The organism is Kitasatospora sp. NPDC089797, from assembly GCF_040684795.1.
Lineage (GTDB): Bacteria > Actinomycetota > Actinomycetes > Streptomycetales > Streptomycetaceae > Kitasatospora.
This window is the reverse complement of sequence record NZ_JBFBGS010000020.1, coordinates 1-13,512: the sequence shown is the minus strand read 5'-3', so window position 1 is coordinate 13,512 and position 13,512 is coordinate 1. Positions and strand designations below refer to the sequence as shown.

The 13,512-nt window shown below is 74.6% G+C and carries 10 protein-coding genes; 4 read left to right on the top strand and 6 right to left on the bottom strand.

What is annotated here, in order from left to right; translation table 11 throughout:
• Positions 1-72: 72 nt before the first annotated feature.
• Positions 73-834: a cyclase family protein gene (locus AB0O91_RS17775; RefSeq protein WP_363433604.1), complete on the top strand. Its 762-nt coding sequence runs from the start codon at positions 73-75 to the stop codon at positions 832-834.
• A 93-nt stretch (positions 835-927) separates the two neighbouring features.
• Here the strand turns inward: AB0O91_RS17775 and AB0O91_RS17770 are convergent, their stop codons facing one another.
• Both AB0O91_RS17770 and AB0O91_RS17765 read right to left on the bottom strand, forming a co-directional pair.
• Positions 928-1,686, bottom strand: a complete 759-nt coding sequence (locus AB0O91_RS17770; protein WP_363433602.1) for a serine hydrolase — start codon at positions 1,684-1,686, stop codon at positions 928-930.
• 89 nt (positions 1,687-1,775) lie between these two features.
• Positions 1,776-2,045, bottom strand: a complete 270-nt coding sequence (locus AB0O91_RS17765; protein WP_363433599.1) for a hypothetical protein — start codon at positions 2,043-2,045, stop codon at positions 1,776-1,778.
• A 319-nt stretch (positions 2,046-2,364) separates the two neighbouring features.
• Between AB0O91_RS17765 and AB0O91_RS17760 the strand changes: the two genes are divergently transcribed.
• Entirely contained in the window at positions 2,365-2,706 is a 342-nt protein-coding gene (locus tag AB0O91_RS17760; protein WP_363433596.1) for an Ig-like domain-containing protein, read from the top strand.
• Positions 2,707-2,801: 95 nt separating this feature from the next.
• Here the strand turns inward: AB0O91_RS17760 and AB0O91_RS17755 are convergent, their stop codons facing one another.
• The 4 genes from AB0O91_RS17755 to AB0O91_RS17740 all read right to left on the bottom strand — a co-directional run bounded on the left by AB0O91_RS17755 (position 2,802) and on the right by AB0O91_RS17740 (position 9,447).
• On the bottom strand, positions 2,802-3,512 hold the full coding sequence (locus AB0O91_RS17755) for a hypothetical protein (RefSeq protein ID WP_363433593.1): 711 nt from the start codon (positions 3,510-3,512) through the stop codon (positions 2,802-2,804).
• Between the two features lie 127 nt (positions 3,513-3,639).
• Positions 3,640-5,292 (bottom strand): hypothetical protein, encoded by a 1,653-nt coding sequence (locus AB0O91_RS17750; protein WP_363433591.1) that lies wholly within the window; start codon positions 5,290-5,292, stop codon positions 3,640-3,642.
• A 67-nt stretch (positions 5,293-5,359) separates the two neighbouring features.
• Positions 5,360-6,175, bottom strand: coding sequence for a leucyl/phenylalanyl-tRNA--protein transferase (locus AB0O91_RS17745; protein ID WP_363433588.1), 816 nt, complete (start codon positions 6,173-6,175; stop codon positions 5,360-5,362).
• Positions 6,172-9,447 carry an amino acid adenylation domain-containing protein gene (locus AB0O91_RS17740; RefSeq protein ID WP_363433585.1) on the bottom strand — a complete coding sequence of 1,092 codons (3,276 nt, stop codon included), beginning with the start codon at positions 9,445-9,447 and terminating at the stop codon, positions 6,172-6,174. Before AB0O91_RS17740 ends, AB0O91_RS17745 begins: the two co-directional genes overlap by 4 nt.
• A 243-nt stretch (positions 9,448-9,690) precedes the next feature.
• Here AB0O91_RS17740 and AB0O91_RS17735 point away from each other — a divergent pair, with 243 nt between their 5' ends.
• Together AB0O91_RS17735 and AB0O91_RS17730 are read left to right on the top strand one after the other, a co-directional pair.
• Positions 9,691-12,861, top strand: a complete 3,171-nt coding sequence (locus tag AB0O91_RS17735) for an EAL domain-containing protein (RefSeq protein ID WP_363433582.1) — start codon at positions 9,691-9,693, stop codon at positions 12,859-12,861.
• Positions 12,862-13,120: 259 nt separating this feature from the next.
• Positions 13,121-13,512 (top strand): hypothetical protein (locus tag AB0O91_RS17730; protein ID WP_363433579.1); only part of this gene is annotated, 392 nt, incomplete at its 3' end.

The window sequence follows — 13,512 nt, the reverse complement described above, 5'->3', positions numbered from 1 at the left end:
GGGGCCCCGCCCCAACCGGCTTACCGCACGGGCCTGTTGCGGTGACCGCGGGCGTCGCCGATCATCGTGGACATGACGACGGACGACACCGGGCACGACACCGGGCACGACACCGGGCACGACAGCCGGACCAGCGACCCGTCGGCCCCGCACAGCGCGGGCCGGCGGGTCGTCGAGCTGAGCCACCCGATCCGGCACGGCATGGTCACCTACCCGGGCCTGCCCGCACCCGAGATCGGCGTCCACCTCTCGCGGGAGGACTCCCGCGACCACTACGCGCCCGGCACCGAGTTCCAGATCGGCCGGATCGCGATGGTCGCCAACACCGGCACGTACCTCGACAGCCCCTTCCACCGGTTCCCCGACGGGCCGGACCTCGCGGGGCTGGCGCTCGCCGGACTCGTCGACCTCGACGGGCTGGTGGTCCCGGCCCTCGACGCACCCGACCGGGCCGTCGACCCGAGCGCACTGCTGCCGTACCGGGTCACCGGGCGGGCGGTGCTGATCCACACGGGCTGGGACCGCCACTGGGGCACCGACCGGTACGGCGCGGGCGGCCACCCCTTCCTCAGCGCGCAGGGCGCCGCCTGGCTCGCCGCCCAGCGGCCCGCCCTCGTGGGCATCGACTCGCTGAACATCGACGACACCACCGACCTGGCCCGCCCCGCGCACTCCACCCTGCTGGAGGCGGGCATCCCGCTCGTCGAGCACCTGCGCGGCCTGGAGCAACTGCCGCCGGAGGGGTTCCGCTTCCACGCCGCGCCGCCCGCCGTCGCGGGCATGGGGTCCTTCCCCGTCCGCGCCTACGCGGTGCTGCCCGGCGCGGAGCGGTAGCCGGCCCGGGCCGGGGTCGGCTTCGACACCGGGGCGACTTCGGCACCGGGGCGACTTCGGCACCGGGGTCCGGCAGGGGGGCCGAGGGCGCGGTCAGCGGCTGATCTGCCGGCGCCGCGCCCAGACCGCCGCCGACACCCGGGCCAGCAGCCGGCCCGCCGGGTCGGTGCGGTCGCTGCCGTCGGCGAGCGGGCCGGTGTAGCAGACCGCGATCAGGTACGGCGGGCAGTCGCGCGGGTGGACCAGGCCGACGGCGTGCCGGGCACCGGGGACCCAGCCGTTCTTGAACGCGATCCGGGTGCCCGGCGGCAGCCCCGCCGCGAGGTCCACCCGGAAGTCGTTGCGCTCCAACAGCCCCAGCAGCTCCGGCTCGTCGGCGAGCGAGTGGAGCAGCCGGACCAGGTCCCGGGCGCTCACCCGGTTGTGCACGCCCTGGGCGCGCGCCGCGTAGTCCTCGATCCCGCGCGGGGTGGCGCTGCGGGTCGCCCCCGCCCGGCGCCACACCTCGGCCACCGACCGCTGGTCGGTACGGGCCAGGCAGAGGTTGGTCGCCAGGTTGGAGGAGTGGGTGATCATCCGCTCGGCGAGCAGGCGCAGCGGCACGTGACTGCCGAGCAGTTCCCAGGGCAGCGGATCGCTGTCCCAGTCCGGATCGTTGCCGAACTCCCCGCCCACCACGGACTCGAAGCGGTTCACCACCGGCACCTCGGCGTCCAGGTCCGCCCCGCCCCGGGCCAGCGCCGCCAGCACCGCGACCTTCATCGTGCTCGCGGCGTCGTGCAGTTCGTCCGGCGCCCGCAGGAACACCGGCTCGGCATCGCCCTCCCAGGGGGCCACCACCACAGACAGCATGGGGAGAGCGTAGTGCCGACCGGCCCGCCGGTACGGCAACGGCCCACCGCCGCGGGGGCGGTGGGCCGCTCGGTGGGGCGTGCGCCGCGTCAGCCGTTCTGCCAGGTGGCGCCCGCGCCCGTGAACGCGCCGGTGACGCCGGTGTCATCGGACCAGACGTAGAAGTCGGTGTGCTGGGCCCCGTCGGGGGTGACGCTGGAGCTGGTGCCCGCGACCCCGGTGCCGTTCTCGTCGGCGAGGAACTGGCCCGCTCCGTAGTTCGCCTCGAGGCCCCCCTGGGCCGAGGCCAGGCCGGCACAGCCGAGCACGAGCGGGGCGGCGAGGGCGCCGACGGCCAGGACGCGCTGAATCGTCCGCATGATGGTCCTCCATGGAGCAGGTCGATCGACAGGGCGGGCCAGGGGTGACCCGCCGCGATCAAGTAGCGATGGACGGTGGCGGCCCGGCAAGCCGCGCCGCGCCGGGCGCCGGGCGGGGCGCGCACCGGAAACCCCGCGCCGACCTGCGGAAAGGTGCGGTCGTGCGATCAGCTGCCGAATCATTCGAGCGGCGGAAGCACCCTACGGCCGAACCGGGGCCCGCCCGTGCACCCGGGGCCGCGTTCCGGCCCGGATGCACTGACCCGTCCGAGTGGATACGGTGGAACCAGGTAGCTCAGAGCATCCGGGAGATTACGCCATGACTTCCGAAAAGCAACCTGTCCAACTGAAGGCACGGACCGTCACCGGCCACGCCGTCCTCAACGCACCGATCAGCGGCGACTTCGAAGCCACCCTCACCGACAGCGACGGCAAGCCGATCGCGGGGCGGGAGATCACCTTCTTCAGCACCGCCAGCGGCCAGCGCGTCGGCAGCGCGACCACGGACCAGAGCGGCACCGCCCGCCTGAACTCCGGGTCCAAGCTCCTCGATCCGGTCATCGTCGCCAGCACCCTCGCCACCGGCGCCGGCGCGCGGTTCGAGGGCGATGACACGTACCAGTCCGCCGAATCCCACGCCGGAACCGCCGTGGGCGTGTAGCCGGACGAAGCCCCCGACCGACGAAACGGAGCGGGAAGTCGGTCCGGCCGACTTCCCGCTCCGCCTCACAGCCGCTCCGCCTCGCAGCCGGGCCGCTACGCCGCAGCGGCGGCCGCCCGGCGGAGCAGCACCGTCGGCGACGGCATCACGGCGAACCAGGTGTTCTCGGTCTCCTCCGCGGCCGGGGCCCAGGCGGCCACCACCGGGAGTTCGCAGTGGTCGCCCGCCTCCAGCGGCGGCAGCGTCCAGACCATGCCGTGGTGGTCGCCGAAGTCCACGCCCCAGGTGGCGGACGAGCGGGCGTACACCTCGTCGCCCAGCGCCGCCCACCGCCGGGGCGCCTCGCCCGCCTCGCCCGCCGAGCAGATCGCCTCCTCGTCGTTGCCCCCGACGGTGAGCCGGGTCGTCCCGTCCTCCAGCGTGATCGCGGCCAGGGCCTGACCGCCGTCCCAGCCCGCGTCGACGCCGTCCGGAAGCCGCCCCGGCAGCTGCGCGGAGAACCGCACCCGCCCGAGCGGGACGCGGGCGTCGATCCGCCAGACCGCCGCGCGGCAGCCCGTCAGCGGCCCCCAGACCTCGGGGTCGAGCTCGGGATCGTACGGGGTGAGCAGCAGCTCGACGCGGGCGGCGGGAGTGGTCCAGCGGGCGAGCGTACGACCGCCCGGCAAGTCGAACAGCTCGTCGGGCAACGGCGGAAGGGCCGTGCCCCCGAAGCCGGTGGCGAAGGTCAGCGGACCGAACGGCGTCCCCAGCACCGGCCGGACGACGGCCCGCGAGCGGACGCGCGGGACAGTGGGGAGCAGCATCGCCCCAGCCTACCGGCGCCCGGCGGACCCGACTCCGCCGGGCGGGCGGGCGGCCGGGGTGGCCGGAGCGTAGACAGGGGAAGACCCCGGCCGAACGGATCGGCCGGGGTCGGTTGATGACGGCGCGTCAGCTGCTGCTCGGGCGGGTGGCCGGGAGGGTGGCCGAGCCGGCGAGCAGGGGCCATTCGCGGTGGAACGGCGGGAAGGGCAGGCTCTTCTCGAACAGCGGGGTGCCGAAGACCTTCAGGTGGGCGGTGAGCGCGCCGTTCAGGTCGACGCCGCCGACCAGCGCCCAACTGCCCTGGAGCTGCGGGGCGTTGCCGGGCAGGTCGACGGCGAGCGAGCCGTCCGCCCGGGCGCTCAGGTAGGGCGCGACGGTGGTCCGGACGCCGACGGTGTCGTAGAGGCCGAGGCTGACCTCGGCGCCCAGGGCGGCGCGGACGGAGGCCTTGCCGGTGAGGCGGACGTGCACCGGGGAGACCTTGGTGTCCGCGCTGGTGGTCGGCGTCCAGCCCTTGCCGCCGGTGTAGTCGGCACGCACGGCCCAGGTGCCGGCGGCGTCCTGCTCGGTCTCCAGGTGGACCTGGCCGTCGGCGCTGACCTCCAGGTAGCAGGTGAGGCCGAGGTTGACCACCACGGGCAGGCCCGCGACGGTCAGCACCGGGCTGGCCTGCAGCTTGGCGAAGGGGACCCGGATCGGCGCCGCACCGGTGGTGCGGGCGACGTCGCCGGTGACCTTCCAGTGCGCCTGGGCGCCCAGGTCGAAGCCGACCGAGGCGGTCCGCGGGCTGCCGGCGGCCGCGCCGTGGTAGGCGAAGTGGACGGCCGGGTGCAGTTGGAGGGAGCCGGAGGCGTCCAGGCTCGCACCCTCGGGCAGCGGGACCGGGGCCTTGACGTTGAGCTCCAGGGTGCCGGAGGCGTCGGCCTTCACCCCGTTGCCGTCGACGCCCGCGGTGGCCTTGAGGTCCTTGACCAGCGGGGTCACCTGGATGCCGTGCACATCGATCGGCGCCTGGCCGTCGGCCTCCGTGCGGCCGAGGAGTTCCGCGAGGGTGGCCGGGCGGGTGGTGAGGTTGAGGGTGTCACCCGCGCCGTGGTCGACGCCGGTGACGGCGACCAGCGCGCCCTGCGGCGCGGCGGCGGTGGGCGGGCTGGCGATCAGCTGGCCGGGCTGGACGGCGGCGGTCGCGGGGGCCGAGGCGGACGCTGAGGTCGAGGCGGAGGCGGTGGCAGTCGTGCTCGCGCTCGCACTCGCACTCGGCGACGTGGTCGGGGCCGCGGACGCGGACGGGGACGGGGACGCGGCGGGGGACGAGGAAGAGGAAGGAGCGGCGGAAGGAGTGCCCGACGGAGCGGCCGTCGACCCGGAGGCCGTCAGGACGGCGGTGCCCTTCCCCGGGTCGTACGCGGTGAGTTGAAGGGCCTTGGTCGCGGTCGTGACCGCGCCGCCGTCCTTGCCGGGGCTGCCGATGGCGGCCTGCTGGTCACCGGCCGGGGCGACCGTGACATTGCCGCTGCCGCCGCCTCCCGCTCCGGGGGACGACGCGGCGGAGGCGGCCGCACCGGCCCGGGCGTGGGCCGCGGCGGAGGCGGCGCCGCCCGCCGGGCTGCCCCCGGTGGTGGTCGAGCCGCTGCCGGCCGTGCCTACGGCGGCGCCCGGCTCGACGGCGGCCTGCGGGGTGGTGCTGCCGGGGCCGGTGGGCCCGCACGCGGCCGTTCCGGCGAGGATGAGGGTGAGCAGGGCTGCGGGCGCGGCCCTGCCTATCGAGGGTTTGAACACGCGGCGTCATGTTACTGACGAGGAATAAGTTTGTCGAAGACAGGCCAAGAGGAGCGATAATCCCAGGTCAGCATAGTCGCGCCACGGGCAGCCGAGCAGCCGCCCAGGAGCCCGCCGGCCCGGCCGGACCTGCCTGCACCGCCGGCACGCCCTGCGCGCCCGGCACCGCCTGCGTGCCCGCCGCGAGCTCGGCGAGATAGCGGGAGCGCTCCATCGGCGCCGCGCCGAGGCTGCGCACGTACGGCCCGTCCCACTGGGCGTCGAGCAGCCGCCCGCCCGCCGCGCCGAACCGCGCCCCCAGGTCGGCGACGGCGACTCGGGCGGCGTCCGGCCGCCGGTGGAACATCGAGTCCAGGCTCAGCACCGGCCCGACGGCCACCCCGAACACCCCGCCGATCAACTCCCCGCCCTCCCACACCTCGACGCTGTGGGCCGCGCCCCGCGCGTTCAGCTCGACCAGCGCCGCCCGCAACTCGACGGTCAGCCAGGCCGGTTGACGCCCCTCGGCACAGCCGGTGAGGACCTCGCCGAAGGCCCGGTCCGCGGTCGTCCACCACTCGACCGCGCCCCGCAGCCGCCGGGCGAGCCGGCGGGGCAGCCGGACGGCGTCGGGCCGCAGCACCGGCCGCGGGTCCGGCGACCACCAGGCCAGGGCGTACGGGTCCGCCCCACCCGGCAGCAACGCCACCTCTCCGGCCTCGACCGCCTCCCCGTACAGTGCCTCGTTGTACGCGCCCGCGTACTCGTCCGCCGCGGGCAGCGGGAACAGCCCGTGCCGGTAGGCGGCCAGCAGGTGCTCCGGCCCGAGCACCCCGCCGAAGGCCACCGGGCCGTCCCCGGGGGCGTGCCGGAGGTCCAGGGCGTCGAAGGCGGGCACCGTCACAGGAATCCCTCGTCGGCCAGCCGGTCCAGGTAGTGGTCCAGCAACCGGGCGTCCACCGCCGGCAGTTCGATCCCGCTGCCGTCCAGGGCCGCGTCCGCGTTGCGCCGGTCGAAGCGCGGGAACACCGGCTGGAAGTAGAGCTCGCTGATGGACAGTTCGGAGCCGGGTGCCCGGTCGACGAACAGCGGGACGAACGGCGTGATCGGGTGCGTCGGGTGCCCGGCGGCGAACCGGACCAGCCGCTGCACCCATTCCTGGTACGGGACTTGGTCGATCCGGTGGCCGCGTGCCCGGAGCCGGTCGGCCAGGTCGGGGAGCCCGCCCGGGTCCGGCGAGGTGAGGTGGTAGACCTCGCCGTCGGCGGGTGCGTGCGCGGCGATGTGGGCGACCGCACGGGCGAACCGGTCGGCGGGCACGAAGTCCAGCGGCAGCTGGACGTCCGGGTAACCACCGCTGTCGGCCACGTACTTGATCAGCGCGCAGAGCTCGGTGCCGGTGTTCATCACCCCGGCGGCGAGGTCCCCGGTGACGTCGTTGGTGCGCAGCACGGTGACCGGCAGCCCGCCCGCGGCCGCGTTGTGCAGCAGCTGCTCGGCGACCCACTTGCTCTCCACGTAGCCGACGCCGAGCCGCTCGGGGTGGGCCAGCGGGGTGCGTTCGGTCACCTCGTGGACGCCCGCCGCGCCGAACCCGGCCAGCACGGCGAGGGTGGAGAGGTAGTGCACCGGCACGCCCCGGCTGTGCCCGGCGAGCCGGACCAGCTCCCTGGTCCCGCCGACGTTGGGCGCGCGCAACTGGTGGTACGGGTAGAGGAAGTTGACCTGCCCACCGAGGTGGTACACCGCGTCCAGGTGGGCGGCCAGCCAGTCGAACCGGTGCTCCGTCAGGCCGAGCCGCTCGGCGGCCAGGTCGCCGACCAGCGGCACCACCCGGGCATCGGCCAGGTCCCGGCGGAGGAAGCGCTGCTGGGTGGCGCGCAGCCGCTCCAGCGCGTGTTCCCGGTCGGGGGCGCGGACCAGGCAGTGGATCCGGGCGCCGGTGGTGGCGAGCAGGACGTTCAGCAGGTGGGCACCGCAGAAGCCGGTGGCGCCGGTGAGCAGGATCTCGGCGGGCTCGGCCCGGGAGGGCGCCGGGCTCCAGGACTGCCCGACGGCGTGGGTGAGCCGGGCCTCGGCCTGCCAGTCCACGGCGGCCTCCCCCGGCGCGGTGCCGGCGCGGGCGGCCTGGAGCGCGGCGGTGAAGTCGCGCAGGACGGGCGAGCGCAGCAGAGCGCGGGTGAGGGTGCGGACGTGGCCGACGTCCAGGCCGAACATCATCCGGGCCCGGGCGAGCATCTCCATGGCGAGCAGCGAGGTGCCGCCGAGGGCGAAGAAGTCGCCGTCGGGGCCGACGAGTTCGGCGCCGAGCAGTTCCGCCCAGAGCTGCCCGACGGCGGCCTCCACGGCGGTGGGTCCGGCGGGTCCGGGGGTCGGTTCTGTGGCCTCCACGGCGGTCGGTCCGGCGGTCGGTCCGGGGGTCGGTTCGGCGGCGGGTGCGCGCACCGGGGCGTGCGGCAGCGACCGCCGGTCGATCTTCCCGGCCGCCGTGAGCGGCATCGCCTCCAGCGCCACGAACTCCGCCGGGACGAGGTACTCCGGCAGCCGCTCCGCCAGGAACGCCCGCAGCCGCTCGGGGCGCACCGCCCGGTCGCCGAGCGTGTAGTACGCCACGAGCACCCGACTGCCGTCCGGCGCGCTGCCGTCGGCGGCGACCCGGGCCTGCCGGACCGCCGGGTGGGCGTCCAGCACCGCCTCGACCTCGGCCGGGTCGACCCGGTGCCCGCGCACCTTCACCTGGTCGTCGAAGCGCCCGAGGATCTCCAGCTGCCCGTCGGCCCGCCAGCGCCCGGCGTCGCCGGTACGGTACATCCGCTCCCCGGGCAGCGGCGCGTACGGATCGGGCAGGAACGATTCGGCGGTGAGCCCGGGCCGGTGCCAGTAGCCGCGCGCCAGGCCGGGCCCGCCGAGGTGGATCTCGCCCCGCTCACCGGGCCGCACCGGGCGCAGCCGCCCGTCCAGCACGTGCACCCGGACGCCCGGCAGCGGACGGCCGATCGGGACGGGTGCGGCCGGGGTCGCCAGCAGCTCCGGGGTCACCTCGCAGTGCAGCGAGGTGACGGCCGCCTCGGTCACCCCGTACGCGTTGAGCAGCCGCACCCCCGGCAGCCGCTCCGCGCAGGCCCGGCAGTCCTCGGCGTGCACCACGTCCCCGCCGACCACCACCAGCCGCAGCCCGGCCGGGGCGGGGCCGCCGGGCGGCAGCAGGTCCAGCACGTGGTGCCAGTACGCGGGCGTGAAGTCGGCGACGGCCAGGCCGAGCCGGGGCAGCCGTCGGACCAGTTCGGTCGGCGCCCAGGTGTCCCGGCCGCCGAGCACCACGGTCGCACCGGCGAGCAGCGCGGAGAACACCTGCTCCAGGGCGGTGTCCGCGCCGAGCGCGGCCAGCTGGAGCACCCGCTCGCCGGGGGCGAGGCCGTAGGCGCGGGCGACCCGGTCGAGGGTGAACACCAGCGCACGGTGGGTGACCGGGACGCCCTTGGGGCGGCCGGTGGTGCCGGAGGTGTAGATCAGGTAGGCGAGGTCGTCCGGCGAGCCGTCGTCGCCCGGCGGGCCGTCGCCATCCGGTGGGCCGTCCCCGCGCGGGCCGTCGTCCGGCGTCATCCACGCGTCCGGCGTCACCCACGCGACCCCGTCGAGACCGTCGGGACCGTCGGCGCCGCCGAACCCGCCACTGTCCGTGACCACCACCCGCGCCCCGCTGTCCGCCACCAGCCCCGCCAGCCGCCGCGGCGGATGCGCCGGATCCAGCGGCAGGAACGCCCCGCCCGCCTTGAGCACCCCCAGCCAGGCCACCACCAGCTCGACGCCCCGCCCCAGGCACACCGGCACCACCTGCTCCGGCCCGACCCCCCGGCCCCGCAGCGCGGCCGCCAGCCGGTCACTGCGGGCGTCCAGCTCGCCGTAGCTCAGCGTGGCCTCCTCCCCCACCACGGCGACGGCCGCCGGATCCCGCGCGGCCCGGGCCCGGAACAGCCCGTGCACCGTCCCCGCGCCGCCGCCGCGGGCGGCAGGCCCCGGTGCGACGGGGGCGTGCCGTTCCAGCCAGGCCAGGCACTGGGCCCGCCCGGTCGGCCCGTAGACTGGCCGCCACCCGCCGGGCAGCGGTAAGTCCCCGGGCCAGAGCGCGTACTGATCGTCGTCGTTCCGCACCACGGCGTGACGTCCGGAGTTCACATCCGTCCGTACACCCCGTGCGCTGTCGGCTGCGTCGTCCACCGGCTTGACCTCGTGCTGAAGCGGAAGAATGCTGGGAGGTGCGACATTTCCGACTATACGCACTCAGGGGACACCGACAACGTCCGTCGCACGGACCGCCGGACGCCGCTGGACCGCGGGCCGATCCGTCCCCCACGACCCACCCTCACCCGAACTCCCCCGCCCGACCGGCGGGGTGGTGTCGCGGAGGAGGTAGCCTCGTTGACTCGCCGGCGCCAACGCCTGATGGTCTGTTACCTGCTCTGGATGGTGCTGTTCACCGGCATCTACTTCGCCGACCCCGCACTGCGGATCGTCTGGTGGACGGGCATGGGGCTCGGCGGCGTCGCCGCCATCGTGGTCGGCGTCCGGCTCAACCGGCCCCGGCACGCGCTCTTCTGGTACGTGCTGGCGCTCGCCAACCTCAGCTTCACCACGGGCGAGGCGGTGCAGGCCCTACAACTCGACATCCTGCACCTGCACAACCCGTTCCCGTCCGTCGCGGACGGCTTCTACCTCGCCGAGTTCCTGCTCTACGCGGTCGGCCTGCTCGGCTTCATCCGCTGGCGCACCGCCCGGCAGGACCGGGCCGGCCTGCTGGACGCGCTGATCATCACGTTCGGCCTGGCCCTGCTGGTCTGGATCTACCTGATCCTCCCGTACGCCCGGAACGAGCACCTGACCTGGGTGCAGCAGGCCGTCTCGATCGCCTACCCGCTCGGCGACGTGATCGTCCTCGCCCTGCTGCTCCGGCTGTTGACCCCGCGCGGCGGCAACTCCCGCTCGCTGCAACTGCTCACCGTCGGCGCCCTCGGCCTGCTCACCTCCGACGTCCTGTACGGGCTGATCCAACTGCACGGCACCTGGCGGATCGGCACCGGCGTGGAACTCGGCTGGGCCGCCTTCTACACCGCCTGGGGCGCGGCCGCGCTGCACCCCTCGATGGTCGAGCTGACCAGACCCGTCCCCTCCCAGCAGCCCGACCTGTCCACCGGCCGGCTCGTCCTGCTCACCGTGGCCTCGCTGATCGCGCCCGGCATCCTGATCATCGAGTCGCTGGCCGGGAACACCAGCAACGCGGGGGTGATCGGCGCCTTCTCCGCACTGCTCTACCTGCTGGTGCTGGCCCGGCTGGCGGTCGTCGGGCTGGCCCGCCAGCAGGCGGTGGCCCGGGAACGGACCCTGCGGGAGGCGGGCGCCCGGCTGACCTCGGCCGTCACGGTGGCCGAGGTCGCGGACGCCGTGCAGTCGGCCGCCGCCACCCTGATGCCCGCCGAGCGCGGGCACGTCGTCCTGCTCGCCGTCACCGAGGCCGGGGTGCTGCACGTACGGCGGGCGGGCGACGGTAGCGGTGGTACCGGCTCCGGCTCCGGCTCCGGCTCGGGCACCGGACCCGGCGGGCCGCAGGACGAGGAGGTGCTCGCCCGGCTCGCCGCCCACCGGGAGACCCGGCTGCTGCCGGTCGGCTCCGGCGACCTGCCCGACCACCTCGGCGGCATGCCCGCCGCCCTGGTCTGCCCGCTCGCGCTGGCCGAACGCCCCTCCGGCGACCCGCTGATCGGCGCCCTCGTGGTCACCGGCACCGAGCAGGAGCTGACCAGCCTCTGGGGCTCGCTGGAGATCCTGGCCGCACAGGCCGCCCTGGCCGTCGAACGCGTGGTGCTCAGCCAGGAGGTCACCCGGCGCAACAGCGAGCTGTACTTCCGCACCCTGGTGCAGAACGCCGGCGACGTCATCCTGATCCTGGACGCCGACGACAGCGTCCGCTACGCCTCCTCCTCCGCCGAACGCGTCCTCGGCTACCCCAGCCTGGTCGGCACCCTGCTGACCGACCTCGTCCCGCCCGAGGACAGCCGGGAGGTCGGCAAGGCGCTGGCCCGGATGCGCGGCCCCGTCGACCCGCCCCGCGGCGACCAGCCGCGCGAGCACTGGCGCCTGCTGCGCCAGGACCGCACCCCGATCGAGGCGGAAGTCCGCTCCACCGACCTGCGCGAGGACCCGACCGTCGGCGGCCTGGTGCTCACCCTGCGCGACGTCACCGAGCAGCGGCAGATGGAACGCGAGCTGACCCACCGGGCCTTCCACGACTCGCTGACCGGCCTCGCCAACCGGGTGCTGTTCCAGGACCGGGTCGGCCACGCGCTCTCCCGCGGCGAGCGCAGCGGCGCCGTCACCGGGGTGCTCTTCATCGACCTGGACGACTTCAAGGTGGTCAACGACACCCAGGGCCACGCGGTCGGCGACGAACTGCTGGTCGCCGTCTCGCTCCGGGTCTCGACCGCGCTGCGCAGCTCCGACACCGCGGCCCGGCTCGGCGGCGACGAGTTCGCGGTGCTGGTCGAGGACGCGCTCCGCCCGGCCGACGTGGACACCATCGCGGGCACCGTGCTCGCGGTGTTCGCAGAACCGTTCAAGCTGAGCGCGGGCGCGGTCCGGGTGAGCGCCAGCATCGGCGTCGCCACCACCGAGGACAGCGTGGACGCGACCGAGCTGCTCACCCACGCCGACCTCGCCCTCTACTCGGCGAAGGCGGCGGGCCGCCGCCAGTGGTGCCACTACCGGCCGGCCCTCCAGGCCGGGCTGGTCGAGCGGCACGAGCTGAACGAGAACCTGGACTCCGCCATCGCGGAATCCGCCTTCCAGCTGTACTACCAGCCGATCGTCGACCTTCGCACGGGTGACCTGGTGGCCTTCGAGGCCCTGGTCCGCTGGCCGCACGACCGGCGCGGCATGGTCCTGCCCGACGAGTTCATCGCCCTCGCCGAGGAGAGCGGCCAGATCGTCCCGCTCGGCGCCTGGGTCCTGGAACACGCCGTGCAGGAGGCCGCCGCCTGGCACGCCGTCAGCTCGGCCGCCCGCAGCGCCGCCGGCCGCCCGCCCCTGCGGGTCAACGTCAACGTCTCCGCCCGCCAGTTCCGCGACGCCGGGTTCGTCGACGTCGTCCGCCGCGCGCTCGACAGCTCCGGGATCGACCCGCGCACCCTCGTCCTGGAACTCACCGAGTCCGTCCTCATCCGCCGCGACGACCGGCTGCGCGCCGACATGGCCACCCTCGGCGCACTCGGCGTCGGCCTCGCCATCGACGACTTCGGCACCGGCTACTCCTCGCTGTCCTACCTGCGGGAGTTCCCGATCTCCCTGCTGAAGATCGACAAGTCCTTCATCGACGGACTCGGCCTCTCCCCTCAGCAGTACGCCCTGGTCGAGGGCATCACCCGGATCGCCGACACCCTCGGCGTCCAGGTCATCGCCGAGGGCATCGAGCACTCCGACCAGCGCGACCTGCTCGCCGCCATGGGCTGCCCGCTGGGGCAGGGGTACCTGTTCGCGCACCCGATGGACGGGGAGCGGGCGCGGGCGCTGGTGCGGCGGGCGACGCGCGAGACCGCGTAGTCGGACAGTCCGTCAACAGGGCAATGCCGGGGAAAAGTACCGGCAAAGAACAATCCGCCCGAAGCAGCGAAAACCGCTGACGGTGGATCAGAAAATTCTCCCCTTTTTGACATATCACCATTAATCGGCACTGCGCGTAAGTGATCCGTTACAGAATCTTCATCACTCCTGGTCATCGGTTATCCATCCGGAATGAGAGATTGTCGTTCGGCTTCGAAGAAGTCTTTACCAACAATGGCAATCTCTTGAGAGAGTCTTGATGTCACGACGGTCTCTGGCCTCGTCCGGTTCCACGGACGGGGCCTTCTCCACGCGCAGGACCCGGCGAATAGCCGCGCTCCTGACGCTCGGTCTGCTGGTGCAGACCGGCGTGGCGGTGGACGCGCTCACGGCGGCCCCCGCCGTCGCCGCGCCCACGCCACCCGTACCCCCGATCGCCCCGGTCACCGAGGCGACCGACGAGGCGTCGGCCCTGCTGACCGCCCGTCTGCAGAAGCGGCGCATCGAAGTCACCGGCGCACGTACGGAGTTCACCACCCTGTGGGCGAACCCCGACGGCACCCTGACCTCCGACCGGTCCACCGGACCGATCCGGATGAAGGTCGGCGACGCCTGGGTGCCCGTCGACACCACGCTGGTGCAGACGCCGGA

What these genes read in the sequence shown, in the direction of transcription:
- AB0O91_RS17765 (WP_363433599.1), bottom strand. Translation starts at nt 2,045, where the DNA reads ATGCGGACGATTCAGCGCGTCCTGGCCGTCGGCGCCCTCGCCGCCCCG.
- AB0O91_RS17755 (WP_363433593.1), bottom strand. Translation starts at nt 3,512, where the DNA reads ATGCTGCTCCCCACTGTCCCGCGCGTCCGCTCGCGGGCCGTCGTCCGG.
- AB0O91_RS17760 (WP_363433596.1), top strand. Translation starts at nt 2,365, where the DNA reads ATGACTTCCGAAAAGCAACCTGTCCAACTGAAGGCACGGACCGTCACC.
- AB0O91_RS17770 (WP_363433602.1), bottom strand. Translation starts at nt 1,686, where the DNA reads ATGCTGTCTGTGGTGGTGGCCCCCTGGGAGGGCGATGCCGAGCCGGTG.
- AB0O91_RS17775 (WP_363433604.1), top strand. Translation starts at nt 73, where the DNA reads ATGACGACGGACGACACCGGGCACGACACCGGGCACGACACCGGGCAC.